Here is a 16753-nt window from a genome sequence, read left to right as displayed (position 1 = left end):
CCTCAGAGCGTTTTCAGAACATCGCCAAGCGTGCCGATCAAATCGTCGATCTGCGCCCTGGTGATGATCAGCGGCGGCGAGAGCGCGACGATGTCGCCGGTGGTGCGGATCAGGATCCCCTTGTCATAGGCGGCGAGGAAGGCGTCGAAGGCGCGTTTGGTCGGCTGGCCGGGGATCGGGTCCAGTTCCACCGCGCCGATCAGGCCCATGTTGCGGATGTCGATCACATGCGGCAGGCCCTTGAGGCTGTGCAGCGCGTCTTCCCAATAGGGGGCGAGATCGGCGGCGCGCTGGAAAAGGCCCTCTTCGCGGTAGGTTTCCAGCGTCGCCACGCCGCAGGCCGCCGCGATCGGGTTGCCGGAATAGGTATAGCCGTGGAAAAGCTCGATCAGATGTTCGGGCCCGGTCATGAAGGCGTCGTGCACCTCGGCGGTGGTCAGCACCGCGCCCATCGGGATCACGCCGTTCGTCAGCCCCTTGGCGGTGGTGATCATGTCGGGCAGCACGCCGAAATGCTGCGCGGCGAAGGGGCTGCCGAGGCGGCCGAAGCCGGTGATCACCTCGTCGAAGATCAGCAGGATCCCGTGCTTCTTCGTGATCGCGCGCAGTTTTTCCAGATAGCCCTTGGGCGGCAACAGCACGCCGGTGGACCCCGCCATCGGTTCCACGATCACCGCGGCGATGGTTTCGGCGCCGTGCAGCGCCACGATGCGTTCCAGATCGTCCGCGAGGTTCGCCCCGTGTTCCGGCTGGCCGCGGGTAAAGGCGTTCTGGCCCGGCAGATGGGTATGGGGCAGATGGTCCACCCCCGTCAGCAGGCTGCCGAAGACCTTGCGGTTGTTGACGATCCCGCCGACCGAGATGCCGCCGAAGTTCACCCCGTGATAGCCGCGTTCGCGCCCGATCAGCCGGGTGCGCGCACCCTCGCCCCGGGCGCGGTGCCAGGCGATGGCGATCTTGAGCGCGGTTTCCACCGACTCGGACCCCGAGTTGGTGTAGAACACATGTTCGATCCCCTCGGGCGCGATGTCGATCAGGCGGTTGGCCAGTTCGAACGCCACCGGATGGCCCATCTGGAACGCCGGCGCATAGTCGAGTTCCGCCGCCTGCCGCTGGATCGCCTCAGTGATCTTCGGGCGGCAGTGGCCCGCGTTGCAGCACCACAGCCCCGCCGTGCCGTCCAGCACCTGCCGGCCATCCTGCGTGGTGTAATGCATGTCCTTTGCGGCCACGAACATCCGCGGCGCCTTCTTGAACTGGCGGTTCGCGGTGAAGGGCATCCAGAACGCGTTCAGATCGTTCGGTGCAAGGTTGCGGTCGAGCGCCATGGGAGACCCCCCGTTCTGCCCCTGCGATGCGCCTTTGACAGGGGCGGTGAAGAATTTTACCGTCTGGTCAGCGAGGCTAGCAGAGCGTCCCGGACAGTCAAGGTCGTCGGCGATCCCGGCACCCGTCCGGGCCGCTTGGCAAGCGGCCCCGCGCAGGGCGCGCGGCATCGGCAGGAACTGCGGAAAGGCAGGAGACGGCAGGCATGACACGACCGCGCACGCGCATTCAGCGGCGGAACCGGGAAACGATCCTCGAAGCCGCGCTCGAGGTCTTTTCGGCGCAGGGGTTCCGGGGGGCGACGCTCGATCAGATCGCAGAGGTGGCGGGGCTGTCGAAGCCCAACCTGCTGTATTATTTCCCCTCGAAAGAGGCGATCCATGCCGCGCTGTTGGGCGACCTGCTGGACATCTGGCTGCAGCCCCTGCGCGAGATGGACCCCGAAGGCGAACCGCTGGCCGAAATCCTGACCTATGTGCGCCGCAAGCTGCAGATGAGCCGCGACATGCCGCGCGAAAGCCGGCTGTTCGCGAACGAGGTGCTTCAGGGCGCGCCGCGGATGGGGGCGGCGATCACCGGCGATCTGGCGGCGCTGGTCGAGACGAAGGCGGCGGTGATCCGCGGCTGGATCGCGGCGGGGCGGCTGGCCGATGTGCACCCCAAGCATCTGATCTTTTCCATCTGGGCGCTGACGCAGCATTACGCCGATTTCGACGTGCAGGTGCGCGGTGTCCTGGGCCCAGCCGAACCCGACCCCTACCCCGAGGCCGAACGCCATCTGGAACGGCTGTTCACGCGGATGCTGGCGGTGTGAAATCAGGCGGGCGTTAACCCGGCCCGGCGCAGGGTCGGGGGATGCGGATTCGCCTTGCCCCCGTTTGTCTGTTCGTCCTGCGCTTGGCCCTGCGCGGGCTACGCCAGATCCTCCATCACCCCCGCCGCGATCTCGAAGGACCGCAGGCGCGCGGCATGGTCGTGGATCTGGCCGGCCAGCATCACCTCGTCGGGTTTCAGGCGCTCGACCAACCGGGCGATGCCGGCGCGCACGGTGTCGCGGCTGCCCGCCACCGAACAGGCCAGCGCCTGGTTCACGCCCGCCAGCACCGCCCGCGGCAGGCGCTGTTCCACGTCATGCACCGGGCGCGGCAGCTTGCCGGGCGTGCCCATGCGCAGCGCGGCGAACTGCTGCATCATCGAGGATTTGAGGTATTCGCCCTCGGCATCCGTATCCGCGGCATAGACCCCGATCGCCATCATGAAATGCGGCCGGTCGAGATAGACCGAGGGGCGGAACTGGTGGCGGTACACCTCTGCCGCCTCGTCCAGCATCTGGGGCGCGAAATGCGACGCGAAAGCATAGGGCAGCCCGGCCCAGGCGGCCAGTTGCGCGCCGTAAAGGCTCGACCCCAGGATCCAGACGGGCACCTGCGTGCCCGTGCCCGGCACGGCCCGGATCTGGCCCTGCACCTCTTCGGGGCCGAAATAGGTCAAGAGTTCCAGCACATCCTGCGGAAAGGTATCCTCTGCCGCCATATGCCGGCGCAGTGCGCGGGCGGTGCCCATGTCGGTGCCCGGCGCGCGCCCGAGCCCGAGGTCGATCCGCCCGGGGAACAGCGTCGCCAGCGTGCCGAACTGTTCGGCGATCACCAGCGGCGCGTGGTTGGGCAGCATGATCCCCCCCGCCCCCACGCGGATCCGCGTCGTCCCCGCCGCGACATGGCCGATCACCACCGCGGTGGCGGCGCTGGCGATCCCGGGCATGTTGTGGTGTTCGGCCAGCCAGAAGCGGTGATAGCCCCAGCCCTCGGCATGGCGGGCGAGGTCGAGCGTGTTGGCCAGCGCCTCGGCGGCGGTAAAGCCGTCGGGGATGGGCGAGAGGTCGAGGATGGAATGGTGCATCGGCGTCTCCTGGGTCCGTGCCGATATAGGCCGGTACGTCCGGCAAGGGAACCGCCGCAACAAAAAACGGGCCCCCGGACCGGGGACCCGCAGTCGGGAGGACATGGCGCGCCGCTATTCGGCCGCGCGCGCCATCGGGTTGTTGGGATGTGTCGTCCAGTTGGCGTAATCGCCGACCGGAATACCGGTGCGCGGATCCACCATGCCCTTGGGCAGCGCCACCATGCTGATGCAGTTTTCCACCGGACAGACGTTGAGGCAGAGGTTGCAGGCCACGCATTCGGCCTCGTCCACCTCGAACCGGCGGCCGGGGTGCATGACGATGGCCTGGTGGCTGGTATCCTCGCAGGCGGCATAGCAGCGGCCGCATTTGATGCAGGCGTCCTCGTCGATGCGGGCCTTGGCGACGTAGTTGAGGTTCAGCTGGTTCCAGTCGGTCACGTTCGGCACCGCGCGGCCCACCAGATCGGCGGTGGAGGCGAAGCCCTTTTCGTCCATGTACTGCGACAGGCCCGAGATCATTTCCTGCACGACCTTGAAACCATAGGTCATCGCCGCGGTGCAGACCTGCACCGTCCCGGCGCCGAGCGCCATGAACTCCGCCGCGTCGCGCCAGGTGGTGACGCCGCCGATGCCGGAAATCGGCAGGCCGCGGGTTTCCGGGCTGCGGGCGATTTCCGCCACCATGTTCAGCGCGATGGGCTTGACCGCCGGGCCGCAATAGCCGCCATGCGCGCCCTTGCCGTCGATCATCGGTTCCGGGCAGAAACTGTCGAGGTTGACCGAGGTGATCGAGTTGATGGTGTTGATCAGGCTCACCGCATCGGCACCGCCGCGTTTCGCGGCCTCGGCGGGCTTGCGGATGTCGGTGATGTTGGGGGTCAGCTTCACGATGCAGGGCATGCGGCTGTACTGTTTGACCCAGCGCGTGACCATCTCGATATATTCCGGCACCTGGCCGACGGCGGACCCCATGCCCCGCTCGCTCATGCCATGGGGGCAGCCGAAGTTCAGTTCCACCCCGTCGGCGCCGGTATCCTCGATCCGGGCCAGGATGTCGCGCCAGCTCTGCTCGTCGCAGGGGACCATCAGGCTGATGACCAGCGCGCGGTCGGGCCAGTCGCGCTTGACCTGCTTGATCTCGCGCAGGTTCACCTCCAGCGGGCGGTCGGTGATCAGCTCGATGTTGTTCAGCCCCAGCACCCGGCGGTCGGCGCCCCAGATCGCGCCATAGCGGGGGCCGTTGACGTTGACGACCGGCGGGCCCTCTGCCCCCAGCGTCTTCCACACCACCCCGCCCCATCCGGCCTCATAGGCCCGGCGGACGTTGTATTCCTTGTCCGTCGGCGGGGCGGAGGCCAGCCAGAACGGGTTGGGCGAACGGATGCCGATGAAATCGGTTTGCAGGTTGGCCATTGTTACCTCCATGTGCCGCCGGCCGGCGGGGCCGGGGGGCCCGCGCCGTCGGGGTCTGTCGTGGGTAGATGGAAAGGACCGTTCAGCCGCCGAAGACCAGCGACCAGATATGGCCGAGCGCGCTTCCGCCCAGTTCGCCCGATTTCGGGATCGCCCAGGCCCAGGCCACCGCGCCCAGCAGGTTGAACGCCTGGAACTGCCACAGCGGCATGCGCGCCATGCCCGACATCAGAAAGACGACGGACCGCAGCGGGCCGAAGAAATGCCCGATCAGCACCGTCACCGCACCCCAGCGGGCAAAGGCGGCGGTGCCGCTGTCGACAAATTCCGGGTAGCGGTTCAGCGGCGGGAGCGCCAGCAGCCGCCCGCCATAGCGCCAGCCGAGCCAGTAGGACAGGTTCGACCCCGCCAGCGCCCCCAGCGCGCCGCCCACCCAGATCGGCGTGAAGTCGAGCCCGCCGGTCGCCACCAGCGCGCCCACCCCGATCAGGATCGCGGTCGAGGGGATGAGGATCGAGATGAAGGCGATCGTCTCGCACAGCGCGAAGACGAAGGCGAGATAGCCCGCCCAGGCCCTGTGCGCGCTGACGAAAGCGACGATTGCGTCCAGGATCTGGTCCATCGGCTCTCCGGGCTGGCTTGGGCGCAGCAAGTGACACCCCCGCCCCGCGGACGCAAGAGGGTGTTGCGGAAAGCCGCCGGGCGGTCATGTCCGTGCCGCCAGCGCCAGATGGATGTCCTCGGCCGCGTCGCGGCCCTCGGCCACCGCGGTCACGGTCAGGTCCTCGCCCCCCGCGGCGCAGTCGCCCCCGGCCCAGACACCGGGCAGGCCGGTGCGGCCGGGGCCGGTGACGGCGATCTTGCCGCCCTGCACCGCCAGCCCGTCGGGCGCGCCTTCCAGCCGCTGGCCGATGGCCTTGAACAACTGGTCGGCCTTGAGGCGGAAGGTTTCCCCGGTCGGGCGCAGGCGGCCATCGGGGCCTTCCTCGGTATAGGCGAATTCGACCTCGGCCACCGCGCCGTTGCCATGCACGGCGACGGGGGCGGCATTGGTGACGATGCGCACCCCGGCGCTGGTCGCGTGATCCTGTTCGTGGCCCGATGCGCTCATCCGCGCCTGATCGCGGCGATAGACGATGGTGACGTTTTCCGCCCCCAGCAGTTTCGACTGCACCGCCGCGTCCACCGCCGTCATGCCGCCGCCCACCACCACCACGTCGCGGCCCACCGGCACGATGGAACGGTCTTCGGCCTGGCGCAGCCGCGCGATGAAATCGACGGCATTGCCGACATGGCCCCGGTCCTCGCCCGGCGCGCCCAGCGCATTGACCCCGGCAAGACCCATGCCCAGGAACACCGCGTCGTATTCGGCCTGCAACCCGGCCAGCGTGATGTCGCGGCCCAGCACCATGCCGTTCCTGATCTCGATCCCGCCGATGGACAAAAGCCATTCCACCTCGCGCTGCGCGAAGCCGCCCGTGGCCTTGTAGGTCGCGATCCCGTATTCGTTGAGGCCCCCGGGCTTGGGCCGCGCGTCATAGATCACGACATCGTGGCCCTTCATCGCCAGCCGGTGCGCACAGGCCAGCCCCGCCGGCCCCGCCCCCACCACCGCCACGCGCCGCCCCGTCACCGGGGCGCGGGCGAAGGGATGGCCGCCGCGGGCCATCGCGGTATCGGTGGCGAACCGTTGCAGCCGGCCGATTTCCACCGGCTTGCCCTCGGCCGCCTCGCGCACGCAGGCTTCCTCGCAGAGCGTCTCTGTCGGGCAGACGCGGGCGCACATGCCGCCGAGGATGTTCGCCGACCAGATCGTGCGCGCCGCCGCCTCGGCCGTGCCGGTGGCGATCTGGCGGACGAACAGCGGAATGTCGATCCCCGTGGGGCAGGCCGTGACGCAGGGCGCGTCATGGCAGAAATAACAGCGGTCCGCAGCCACATGCGCCTCGTGCGCATCCAGCGGCGGTTCGTGATCCGCGAAGTTTTCGGCATAGGCTGCGGCGGGCAAGCGCCCCGGCACCACGCCGGGCGTCAGCTGGCTGTTGGTCAAGGTGGCCTCCCTGTGGCGCTATTTTTAGGGAAAGGCTGCCATGTTCCGGTTTTTTTATCAAACGGTAAATTTTGTGCCGCGACAGGCAGATCGCCCCGCCCGGCCAAGGCAGGGCTGCAACTGGCGCTTTTCAGCCCGGTCGCGGTGACGTATAAGCCACCCGACCCGGGGGTGCGCAGCGGCGCGCCCCGCAGCCCCGCGCCAAGACGGGTGCGCAGAACCGTATCGAGGATGGCATGACCAAGAACACCCATGAGTCCGACGTGGCCTTCATCCAGGCCCTCGCCGAGCTTCTGAACAAGAACGAGCTGACCGAACTGGCGGTGAAGCGCGAATATGGCGAGGACGACAGCCTCGAGGTGCGGGTGGTCAAGCAGGCGACAGTGATCGCGGCCCCGGCGGTGACGCATGTGGCCCCGGCGGCCGGCCCGGCCCCCGCCGCGGCCGCGCCTGCCGCGGCGGCTGCGGCAGAGGACCCGGCCCAGCATCCCGGCGCCGTGACCTCGCCCATGGTCGGCACGGCCTATCTGGCGCCCGAACCCGGCGCGACGGCCTTCGTGGCCGTCGGCCAGCAGGTGAGCGAGGGTCAGACCCTGCTGATCATCGAGGCGATGAAGACCATGAACCACATCCCTGCCCCGCGCGCGGGCACGGTGCGGCGCGTGCTGGTCGCCGATGGCACCCCGGTCGAATACGGCGCACCGCTGATGATCGTCGAGTGAGGCCGCGATGTTCGAAAAGATCCTGATCGCCAACCGCGGCGAGATCGCGCTGCGCGTTATCCGGGCCTGCCGCGAGATGGGCATCAGGTCGGTCGCCGTCCATTCCACCGCCGATTCCGACGCGATGCATGTGCGCATGGCCGACGAATCGGTCTGCATCGGGCCCGCGCCGTCCTCGGCCAGCTATCTGTCGATGCCCGCCATCATTTCCGCCTGCGAAATCACCGGCGCGCAGGCGGTGCATCCGGGCTATGGTTTCCTGTCGGAAAACGCGGGCTTCGTGCAGGCGCTGGAGGATCACGGGATCGCCTTCATCGGCCCGTCGTCCGAACATATCCGCATCATGGGCGACAAGATCACCGCCAAGGACACGGCCAAGGCGCTCGGCATTCCCGTCGTCCCGGGGTCCGACGGCGGGGTGCCCGACCTCGACACCGCGATCCGCGTGGCCGAGGGGATCGGCTATCCGGTGATCATCAAGGCCACCGCCGGCGGCGGCGGGCGCGGGATGAAGGTCGCCCGCAGCCGCGAGGAACTGGAATCCGCCTTCCGCACCGCGCGGGCAGAGGCCAAGGCCGCCTTCGGCAACGAAGAGGTCTATATCGAGAAATACCTCCAGCGGCCCCGGCATATCGAGATCCAGATCTTCGGCGACGGCAAGGGCAACGCGGTGCATCTGGGCGAACGCGACTGTTCGTTGCAGCGCCGCCACCAGAAGGTGTTCGAGGAAGCGCCCGGCCCCGTCATCACGCCGAAGATGCGCGCCGACATCGGCAAGATCTGCGCCGATGCGGTGGCGAAGATCGGCTATGCCGGCGCCGGCACGATCGAATTCCTCTACGAGGACGGCAACTTCTACTTCATCGAGATGAACACCCGCCTTCAGGTGGAACATCCGGTGACGGAGGCGATTTTCGGCGTCGATCTGGTGCGCGAACAGATCCGCGTCGCCGCCGGCCTGCCGATGTCGTTCAGCCAGGACGATCTGGAAATCAACGGCCACGCGATCGAGGTGCGCATCAACGCCGAACGGCTGCCGAACTTCACCCCCTGCCCCGGGCGGGTGAACGTGTTCCACGCGCCGGGGGGGCTTGGCGTGCGGATGGATTCCGCGCTTTACGGCGGCTATGCGATCCCGCCCTATTACGACAGCCTCATTGGCAAGCTGATCGTCCACGGCCGCGACCGGCCCGAGGCGCTGGCGCGGCTGAAACGCGCGCTGTCGGAACTGGTGGTGGACGGGGTGGAAACCACCGTGCCGCTGTTCCACGCCCTTCTGGCGGAACCCGATATCCAGAACGGCGAATACAACATCCACTGGCTGGAAAAATGGCTCGCCGCCCAGTTCGAATGACCCGCCCCGGCGGCGCAGGGCCATGCACCTGACCGCCGGGCACCTGCTGCGCGGCTATGCCGCGGGCATCTTCCCGATGGCCGAGGCGCGCGACGACCCCACCATCCACTGGGTGGATCCCCGCCGCCGCGGGATCCTGCCCATCGGGGGGCTGCATGTCTCGCGCTCGCTGCGCCGGGCGGTGCGGCACAGCGGGTTCATCCTGCGCGTCGATACGGATTTCGAGGGCGTCCTGCGCGGCTGCGCCGACCGGCCGGAAACCTGGATCAACGGCGCGATCTTCACGCTCTACATGGATCTTTTCCGCATGGGCGCCGCCCACAGCCAGGAGGTGTGGGAAGGCGACACCCTTGTCGGCGGGGTCTATGGCGTGGTTCTGGGGCGGGCGTTCTTCGGGGAAAGCATGTTCTCGCGCCGTACCGATGCGTCGAAGATCGCGCTGGTCTGGCTGATGCACCGGCTGCGGGCGGGCGGGTTCACGCTGTTCGACACCCAGTTCCTGACCCCGCATCTGGCAAGCCTCGGGGGCGTGGAAATCGACCGCAGCGCCTATCGCCGGATGCTGGCCGAGGCGCTGGAGGGCAAGGCGGTCTTCGCCCCGCCCGGCTATCGCCCGGATGCCGAATCCGTGCTGCAATGCAGCACCCAGACGTCGTAGCGCGCGTGGTCCATCGCCGACAGGCCGGGGCTCGACGCGATCATCCAGCCGAAAAACACCGGATTGGGCAACAGGCTGTCGCGGATGGTCAGATGCGCCCAGGCTTCGGCCGAAGGGTCGGCGGTGCGATAGCGGCATTCGTCGATCTGGATCGTCAGCCGCCAGATCTGCATCGCCTGCCCGCGGCCGATGTCGATGTCCACCGTCTCGCCCGACACCTTGTCGAGCGCGCGCACCACGCCGCCCGGGGCGCTGGCGATTTCCTGCGCCGACGCGGCGCCGGCGGCCAGCAGGGCCGCCAAGGCCAGCGCCGCCCTCATTCCTCGGCCTTGAGCGCGTCCTCGGCGCCCGAGCCCACGAATTTCATCAGAAGCGCGATCAGGCTGACGGATCCCTGCGTATCCTCGATCTCGCCCCCGGGTTCGAGGTTGAAGGGCGATCCGCCGGGTTGCAGTTCCACGAAATTGCCGCCCAGAAGCCCTTCGGAGGAGATCAGCGCCGTGCTGTCATCGGGCAGTTCCACCCCGGCGCGGATCGCCAGCGTGGCATCGGCGAAATAGCTTTGCGGATTCAGCGCCAGCGCCGTGACCGTGCCGACCTTGACGCCTGCCAGCCGCACATCGGTGCCGACCGTCACCCCCTCGACCGAACGGAAGCTGGCCCGCAGTTCGTAGCTGCCGGATTCGCGCACCAGCCCGACCGACTGCCCGGCATAGATCAGGAACCCGATCGCAACCGCCAGAACCGCGCCGCCGACGATGACCTCTGTGGTGTTTTCCGCCATTACTCGGGCTGCCACGCCTCATAGTCGCGCCGCACCACCGGCTGCACCCGGCGCAGCGACCCCGGGGGCACATAGGCCGCGGGCGTGCCGGTCAGGTTTTCCTGATGCGGTTTTTCCCAGGGCTTGTGGCGCAGCGGCGTGGTGGTCGGCGGGTCGTTCCAGGTGAAATGCAGCCAGCCGTGCCAGTCGGGGGACACACGGCTCGCCTCCATCTCGCCGTTGAAGATGACCCAGCGGCGCTTGTCGTCGCGGGTGCGGTAATAGACGTTGCCCTGCTCGTCCTCGCCCACCTTCACGCCCTTGCGCCAGGTGAAGAATTGGGTGTTGAGCGTCTGGCTGTTCCACCAGGTCAGCAGCCGAAGCAGGAAGTTCATGCGCAGTCCTCCGCAGATTCCGCCATGATATGGACCATCGGCCCGCCAAGGTCCAGTGGGCAGAACGGCGCCCCGGGGGCGCCGCCCGGGCCGGGATCAGCCGGCCGCGGTTTCCTTTTTCTTCTTGGCTTCGGCATAGATCAGCAGCGGTTTCACGTCGGAATTCACCGCCTCTTCGTTCACCACCACCTCTTCCACCCCGGTCATGCCCGGCAGTTCGAACATGGTGTCCAGCAGGATGTCCTCCATGATCGACCGCAGACCGCGCGCGCCGGTCTTGCGCTTGATCGCGCGCTTGGCGATGGCGGACAGCGCGTCGGCGGTGAAGGTCAGCTTCACCCCTTCGATCTCGAACAGGCGCTGGTATTGCTTGACCAGCGCGTTCTTGGGCTCGGTCAGGATCGTGACCAGCGCGGCCTCGTCCAGATCGGTTAGCGTGGCGATCACCGGCAAGCGGCCGACGAATTCGGGGATCAGGCCGAATTTCAGCAGGTCCTCGGGTTCCAGTTCCTTGAACAGCTCGCCCACGCCGCGGCTGTCGGGGTCCTTCACCTCTGCGCCGAAGCCCATGGCGGTGCCCTTGTTGCGCTGCGCGATGATGCGTTCCAGCCCGGCGAAGGCCCCGCCGCAGATGAACAGGATGTTCGTGGTGTCGACTTGCAGGAATTCCTGCTGCGGATGCTTGCGCCCGCCCTGCGGCGGCACGCTGGCGACCGTGCCTTCCATGATCTTCAACAGCGCCTGCTGCACGCCCTCGCCCGACACGTCGCGGGTGATCGAGGGGTTGTCGGACTTGCGGGTGATCTTGTCGACCTCGTCGATATAGACGATGCCGCGCTGCGCCCGTTCGACGTTGTATTCGCTGGCCTGCAACAGCTTGAGGATGATGTTCTCCACATCCTCGCCCACATACCCCGCCTCGGTCAGCGTCGTCGCGTCGGCCATGGTGAAGGGCACGTCGAGGATCCGCGCCAGCGTCTGCGCCAGCAGCGTCTTGCCGCAGCCGGTGGGGCCGATCAGCAGGATGTTCGACTTCGACAGTTCGATGTCGGCCTTGGACGAATGGTTCAACCGCTTGTAGTGGTTGTGCACCGCCACCGACAGCACGCGTTTCGCATGTTCCTGGCCGATCACGTAATCGTCCAGCACCTTGCAGATGTCGCGCGGGGTCGGCACGCCGTCGGTGGATTTCAGGCCGGAGGATTTCGTTTCCTCGCGGATGATGTCCATGCACAACTCGACGCATTCGTCGCAGATGAACACGGTCGGTCCGGCGATCAGCTTGCGGACCTCGTGCTGGCTCTTGCCGCAGAAAGAGCAGTAGAGGGTATTCTTGCTGTCGCCCGAATTCGTCGCCATCGTTCCGTTCCCTGGCCTTCGCCCCATCGGCGGGTCCTGCCCCCCCGCCCGGGCGCCGTATGGCCAAAAGCCTACGGCAGCCCCGCCCGCTTCACAATACCAGAACGGTCCTCTGGCGCAGCCGTTACTTCGCCTCGGGCTCCGCCTTGCCGCGGCTGTCCACGATCTCGTCGATCAGGCCCCAGGCCTTGGCATCCTCGGCGGACATGAAGTTGTCGCGTTCCAGCGCGGCCTCCACCGTCTCGTAGTCCTGGCCGGTATGCTTGACGTAGATCTCGTTCAGGCGGCGCTTGAGTTTCAGCGTTTCCTGCGCGTGGATCCAGATGTCGGTGGCCTGCCCCTGATAGCCGCCCGAGGGCTGGTGCACCATGACCCGGCTGTTCGGCAGGCTGAACCGCATGCCCTTTTCCCCCGCCGTCAGCAGGAGCGAGCCCATCGAGGCCGCCTGCCCGATCACCAGGGTCGACACCTTGGGCTTGATGTACTGCATCGTGTCGTAGATCGACAGACCCGAGGTCACAACGCCGCCGGGGCTGTTGATGTACATCGAGATTTCCTTGGTGGGGTTTTCCGCCTCGAGGAACAGAAGCTGCGCCACGATCAGCGTGGACATGGCGTCATGCACCGGCCCGGCAAGGAAGATGATCCGTTCCTTGAGAAGGCGGGAATAGATGTCATAGGCGCGCTCGCCCCGGCTGGTCTGTTCGACCACCATCGGCACGAGCGTGTTCATGTAGGTGTCGATCGGGTCGCGCATATCCGTCCGCCTGCTGTTTCGCTGATCTATGTCATGTGACCGTTGCCAGAGTCTTAGTGGCGCGCCCCGGGGGCTGCAAGGGGCGGGGGCCGCTTTTGCCGCAGCGCCGCGCCCGGGCGCCCCCCTTGCCGGGGGCGGGCGGGCGGCCTAGGCTCCGCCCCCGCAACAGCCCCGGGGCCCGACATGACCGCATCCCTTACCTCTGCCGATACCGATGCCCGCGCCAGGCGCAATGTCTGGGTGCTGGTGGCGGCGCAGGCGATCCTCGGCGCGCAGATGCCGATCATCTTCACCATCGCGGGGCTGGCGGGCAGTGCGCTGGCCTCCAACCCCTGTTGGGCGACGCTGCCGATTTCGGCGACCGTCGTGGGCTCGATGCTGTCGGCGACGCCGCTTTCGGCGCTGATGCAGCGGTTCGGGCGGCGCGCGGGGTTCGTGGCGGGCGCGGTGGGCGGCATGGTGGGCGCGGGCATCGGGGCATGGGGGCTGCTGGTCAATTCCTTCACCCTGTTCGTCATAGGCGCGCTGTTCACCGGCATGTATATGTCGGCGCAGGGTTTCTACCGCTTCGCCGCCGCCGATACGGCATCCGACGCCTTCCGACCCAAGGCGATTTCCTATGTCATGGCCGGGGGGCTGCTGTCGGCGGTGGTCGGGCCGCAGATCGTGAAGCTGACCGCGGGGGCGATGGTGATCCCCTTCCTCGGCAGCTATCTGGCAGTGATCGCGATCAACGCGGTGGGGATGTTCCTCTTCGCCGCGCTCGACATCCCTCGCCCCAGGCCGCCGGCCGCCGATACCCCCCGCGGGCGCACGCGGTGGGAGATGATCCGCACCCCCCGCATCGCGGTGGCGATGATCTGCGCCACGGTGTCCTATGCGCTGATGAACCTCGTCATGACCTCCTCGCCGCTGGCGGTGGTGGGCTGCGGGTTCGAGACGGCGGATGCCGCGAACGTGGTCACGGCCCATGTGCTCGGCATGTATGCGCCCTCGTTCTTCACCGGCCATGTGATCGCGCGGCTCGGCGCGGAAAAGGTGGTGGGGATCGGGCTCGCGATCCTTGCCGCCGCGGGCGCCGTCGCCATGTCGGGGGTGGAACTGGAACAGTTCTTCATCGCCCTGATCCTGCTGGGTGTCGGCTGGAACTTCGGCTTCATCGGCGCGACGACGATGCTGACCGCCGCCCATGCGCCGCATGAACGCGGGCGGATGCAGGGGCTGAACGACCTGATCGTGTTCGGCGGCGTCTCGGTCGCCTCCTTCGCCTCGGGCGGGCTGATGAACTGTTCGGGCGGCTCGGCGCAGGCGGGGTGGCAGGCGGTGAACATGGCGATGCTGCCCTTCCTCGTGCTGGCCGGGGGGGCGCTGATCTGGCTGGTGGCGCGCCCGAAAGAGGCATGATGCTGCGCGCCCTTGCCGCCGCGCTGCTGATCGCCGGTGCCGCGGGGGCCGGGGAACGGCAGGTCGATGGCCTGTCCGGCACCTGGCTCGCGCCGGATGGCGCGCGGGCCGCGGTGGTGATCCTGCCCGGATCGGGGCCGACCGACCGCGACGGCAACCAGCCGGGGCTGCGGACCGATGCGCTGAAACGGCTGGCAGAGGCGTTGGCCGGCCACGGTATCGCCAGCCTGCGCGCGGACAAGCGCGGCGTGGGCGCCAGTGCCGCCGCCGCGCCGGCCGAGGCCGACCTGCGCTTGGGCACCTATGTCGCCGATGCCGCCGCCTGGGCCCGCGCGGTGGCGGACTGGCACGGCGCCCCGCCCGTTCTTCTGGGCCATAGCGAGGGCGCGCTGGTCGCCACCCTCGCCGCCGGGCAGGCGCCGGTGGCGGGGCTCGTGCTGCTGGCCGGGGCGGGGCATCCGGCGGATGTGCTGATCGCCCGCCAACTGGCCGAGGCCGGGCTGCCCGCCGATCTGGCGGCCGCATCCGCCCGGATCGCCGCCGCGCTGAAATCGGGCCAGCCGGTGGCCGATGTGCCCGCCGTGCTGATGCCGCTCTACCGTCCCTCGGTGCAGCCCTACATGATGTCCTGGCTGCCGCTCGACCCCGCGGCGGAACTCGCCCGCCTTCCCGCCGCGCTGCCGGTGCTGGTGGTGGGCGGGACGACCGACCTGCAGACCGGCGCGGACGAGGCCCGGGTACTGGCCGCCGCCCGCCCCGGCGCGGAACTGGCGCTGATCGGGGGGATGAACCACATCCTGCGCCGGGCCCCCGCCGACCGCGCCGCGAATCTCGCGACCTATGCGCAGCCCGACCTGCCATTGGCCCCCGGCCTTGCCGAAACCCTTGCCCGCTTCATCGCCGCCCTGCCCTGACGGGCCGGCACGGGGCCGCGTTTTTTGCCCTTGCATGTCGCCCCGCGCTTGGCTACATCCCCGCTACCGTAAGGGGCGCGGGCGTAGCTCAGGGGTAGAGCATAACCTTGCCAAGGTTAGGGTCGTGAGTTCGAATCTCATCGCCCGCTCCAATACGGTCAACGATGCCACGGGCATCCGGAGCGCGGGCGTAGCTCAGGGGTAGAGCATAACCTTGCCAAGGTTAGGGTCGTGAGTTCGAATCTCATCGCCCGCTCCAATACGGTCAACGATGCCACGGGCATCCGGAGCGCGGGCGTAGCTCAGGGGTAGAGCATAACCTTGCCAAGGTTAGGGTCGTGAGTTCGAATCTCATCGCCCGCTCCAATACGGTCAACGATGCCACGGGCATCCGGAGCGCGGGCGTAGCTCAGGGGTAGAGCATAACCTTGCCAAGGTTAGGGTCGTGAGTTCGAATCTCATCGCCCGCTCCAATCTTCCATGTAATGGACCAGCTTCCGGCCGTGCCGGGGTGAACCCCGGCCCACGGGCGCAGCGCCTTTTTTCGGGCGGTCGGCCGGACGGATAGATGCGCCTCCGGCGGGGATATTTCTGGACAGAAAATGAAGAGAGGCGCGGCTGATCTTCAGGCTGGATCCAAATATCCCCGCCGGAGGCCCCCGCACTCTCCAATCGGCCCGTCGCCGGGAAGAGGCGCAACAGGCCCCCTACCCCGTGCGGAACCCTTCGGGGATCGCATCGCGCCCGTCCAGCACCAGATCGGCCATGACCTCGCCCACCTTCGGCGCCACGCCGAAGCCGATCTTGAAGCCGCCGTTGGCGACGAAATGCCCCGCCCGGCCCGGCCATGGACCCAAGAGCGGCGCGCGGCTTTTCGCGCGGGGCCGTTCGCCCGCCCAACGCGCGACGACCGGCGCACCGGCGAGGCAGGGCAGCAGCGCCACCGCCCGGGCATGCAGCGCGTCGAGTTGCCCGTCCACCGTGTCGGGCGCGTCATAGACCCGCTCGCTGGTGGATCCGATCGCCACCGTCCCGTCGGCATGGGGCACGATATGCAGGCCATCCGCATAGATCTGCGGCCGGTCCGCGGCGTTGAGGCGCAGCGCCAGCGCCTGCCCCTTCACCCCGTCGCCCGCGCCCATCGCGCGCAGCCCCGCCGCCCCGGTCGCCCAGACCACCGGGCCCGCCGCCGCGCCGTCGGCCAGCACTTCGCCCCCCCGCGCGCGGATCGCCGCGACCAGCGCCGCCACGCCCCGCCGGGGGCTGAGCCGCGCCGACAGCGTATCCTCGACCATCCAGCCCGAGGGGGCGGGCGGCGCCCAACCGCCCTGCGCCGCCGGAACCACACGCCAGTCCGCCGCCCCCCGCCACAGCGCCGCCGCCCCCGCGGCCCGCGCCCGCGCCTGTTCGACCGCCCGGGCATCGGCCAGCGGCTGCCACCGCCCCACCCGGGCATGGCCGGGATCGACGCCCCCCGCCGCCGCGACCCCGGCCCACCAACCCGCCGCCATCAGCAGGCTTTCCAGTTGAAACTGCTTCTTTTCGTTCCACTGTTCGGGCACATGCGGGGCCAGCGCGCCGACGAGGCCGCCGCTCGCCCCCGCCCCCGGGTCATGCGGGTCGATCACCCGCACCCGTGCACCCCGCCGCGCCGCCGCCCAGGCCACCGACAGGCCGAACACGCCCGCCCCCATCACCGTCAGATCCGGCGTTGCCATTCCCCGTCCCCTCGCCCA

Annotated in this window: 17 protein-coding genes and 4 tRNA genes; 10 read left to right on the top strand and 11 right to left on the bottom strand. The window is 68.5% G+C overall.

Going from position 1 to position 16753, the window contains the following annotated elements; genetic code table 11:
* Positions 1–2: 2 nt before the first annotated feature.
* A complete protein-coding gene (gene aptA, locus RGD00_RS13985) occupies positions 3–1328 on the bottom strand; it encodes an omega-aminotransferase AptA (RefSeq protein WP_310457957.1) in 1326 nt (441 codons plus the stop codon).
* 203 nt (positions 1329–1531) lie between these two features.
* Between aptA and RGD00_RS13980 the strand changes: the two genes are divergently transcribed.
* Positions 1532–2140, top strand: coding sequence for a TetR family transcriptional regulator C-terminal domain-containing protein (locus tag RGD00_RS13980; protein WP_310457956.1), 609 nt, complete (start codon positions 1532–1534; stop codon positions 2138–2140).
* A 98-nt stretch (positions 2141–2238) separates the two neighbouring features.
* Here the strand turns inward: RGD00_RS13980 and RGD00_RS13975 are convergent, their stop codons facing one another.
* From RGD00_RS13975 to RGD00_RS13960, 4 genes are all read right to left on the bottom strand, one after another.
* Complete coding sequence (locus RGD00_RS13975; RefSeq protein ID WP_310457955.1) at positions 2239–3225, bottom strand: LLM class flavin-dependent oxidoreductase; 987 nt, start codon at positions 3223–3225, stop codon at positions 2239–2241.
* Positions 3226–3339: 114 nt separating this feature from the next.
* Entirely contained in the window at positions 3340–4641 is a 1302-nt protein-coding gene (gene preA / locus RGD00_RS13970) for an NAD-dependent dihydropyrimidine dehydrogenase subunit PreA (RefSeq protein ID WP_310457954.1), read from the bottom strand.
* An 82-nt stretch (positions 4642–4723) separates the two neighbouring features.
* Positions 4724–5263 carry a DedA family protein gene (locus tag RGD00_RS13965; RefSeq protein WP_310457953.1) on the bottom strand — a complete coding sequence of 180 codons (540 nt, stop codon included), beginning with the start codon at positions 5261–5263 and terminating at the stop codon, positions 4724–4726.
* Between the two features lie 84 nt (positions 5264–5347).
* The gene (locus RGD00_RS13960; protein WP_310457952.1) at positions 5348–6691 is read right to left on the bottom strand and encodes an NAD(P)-dependent oxidoreductase; all 1344 of its coding nucleotides are present in this window, start codon (positions 6689–6691) and stop codon (positions 5348–5350) included.
* Positions 6692–6927: 236 nt separating this feature from the next.
* Here RGD00_RS13960 and accB point away from each other — a divergent pair, with 236 nt between their 5' ends.
* The 3 genes from accB to aat are packed head-to-tail and all read left to right on the top strand — an operon-like array spanning position 6928 to position 9425.
* Entirely contained in the window at positions 6928–7413 is a 486-nt protein-coding gene (gene accB / locus RGD00_RS13955) for an acetyl-CoA carboxylase biotin carboxyl carrier protein (RefSeq protein WP_310457951.1), read from the top strand.
* Positions 7414–7420: 7 nt separating this feature from the next.
* On the top strand, positions 7421–8767 hold the full coding sequence (gene accC / locus RGD00_RS13950; RefSeq protein WP_310457950.1) for an acetyl-CoA carboxylase biotin carboxylase subunit: 1347 nt from the start codon (positions 7421–7423) through the stop codon (positions 8765–8767).
* A gap of 22 nt (positions 8768–8789) precedes the next feature.
* Positions 8790–9425 (top strand): leucyl/phenylalanyl-tRNA--protein transferase, encoded by a 636-nt coding sequence (gene aat, locus RGD00_RS13945; protein ID WP_310457949.1) that lies wholly within the window; start codon positions 8790–8792, stop codon positions 9423–9425.
* Here aat and RGD00_RS13940 read toward each other — a convergent pair.
* From RGD00_RS13940 to clpP, 5 genes are all read right to left on the bottom strand, one after another.
* Positions 9374–9745 (bottom strand): DUF2155 domain-containing protein, encoded by a 372-nt coding sequence (locus tag RGD00_RS13940; RefSeq protein WP_310457948.1) that lies wholly within the window; start codon positions 9743–9745, stop codon positions 9374–9376. The genes aat and RGD00_RS13940 overlap by 52 nt on opposite strands.
* Positions 9742–10209 (bottom strand): outer membrane lipid asymmetry maintenance protein MlaD, encoded by a 468-nt coding sequence (gene mlaD, locus RGD00_RS13935; protein ID WP_310457947.1) that lies wholly within the window; start codon positions 10207–10209, stop codon positions 9742–9744. The genes RGD00_RS13940 and mlaD overlap by 4 nt, the downstream gene beginning before the upstream one ends.
* On the bottom strand, positions 10209–10583 hold the full coding sequence (locus RGD00_RS13930) for an NADH:ubiquinone oxidoreductase subunit NDUFA12 (protein ID WP_310457946.1): 375 nt from the start codon (positions 10581–10583) through the stop codon (positions 10209–10211). Before RGD00_RS13930 ends, mlaD begins: the two co-directional genes overlap by 1 nt.
* A 96-nt stretch (positions 10584–10679) precedes the next feature.
* Positions 10680–11942, bottom strand: coding sequence for an ATP-dependent Clp protease ATP-binding subunit ClpX (gene clpX / locus RGD00_RS13925; protein ID WP_310457945.1), 1263 nt, complete (start codon positions 11940–11942; stop codon positions 10680–10682).
* A 124-nt stretch (positions 11943–12066) separates the two neighbouring features.
* Positions 12067–12699, bottom strand: coding sequence for an ATP-dependent Clp endopeptidase proteolytic subunit ClpP (clpP, locus tag RGD00_RS13920; protein WP_310457944.1), 633 nt, complete (start codon positions 12697–12699; stop codon positions 12067–12069).
* A gap of 183 nt (positions 12700–12882) precedes the next feature.
* Here clpP and RGD00_RS13915 point away from each other — a divergent pair, with 183 nt between their 5' ends.
* The 6 genes from RGD00_RS13915 (at position 12883) to RGD00_RS13890 (ending at position 15490) form a co-directional block, all read left to right on the top strand.
* A complete protein-coding gene (locus RGD00_RS13915) occupies positions 12883–14103 on the top strand; it encodes an MFS transporter (RefSeq protein ID WP_310457943.1) in 1221 nt (406 codons plus the stop codon).
* Complete coding sequence (locus tag RGD00_RS13910) at positions 14103–15017, top strand: alpha/beta hydrolase (RefSeq protein WP_310457942.1); 915 nt, start codon at positions 14103–14105, stop codon at positions 15015–15017. Before RGD00_RS13915 ends, RGD00_RS13910 begins: the two co-directional genes overlap by 1 nt.
* 77 nt (positions 15018–15094) lie before the next feature.
* A tRNA-Gly gene (locus RGD00_RS13905) sits at positions 15095–15169 on the top strand.
* 32 nt (positions 15170–15201) lie between these two features.
* Positions 15202–15276 (top strand) — tRNA-Gly (locus RGD00_RS13900).
* Between the two features lie 32 nt (positions 15277–15308).
* Positions 15309–15383, top strand: a tRNA-Gly gene (locus tag RGD00_RS13895).
* Between the two features lie 32 nt (positions 15384–15415).
* Positions 15416–15490: transfer RNA gene (locus RGD00_RS13890), tRNA-Gly, on the top strand.
* A 234-nt stretch (positions 15491–15724) separates the two neighbouring features.
* Here RGD00_RS13890 and RGD00_RS13885 read toward each other — a convergent pair.
* A complete protein-coding gene (locus RGD00_RS13885; RefSeq protein ID WP_310457941.1) occupies positions 15725–16735 on the bottom strand; it encodes an NAD(P)/FAD-dependent oxidoreductase in 1011 nt (336 codons plus the stop codon).
* Positions 16736–16753 lie beyond the last annotated feature (18 nt).

This window comes from Ruixingdingia sedimenti (genome assembly GCF_031432425.1).
Classification (GTDB): Bacteria; Pseudomonadota; Alphaproteobacteria; order Rhodobacterales; family Rhodobacteraceae; genus Ruixingdingia; species Ruixingdingia sedimenti.
This window is presented reverse-complemented; position numbering and strand designations above follow the sequence as displayed.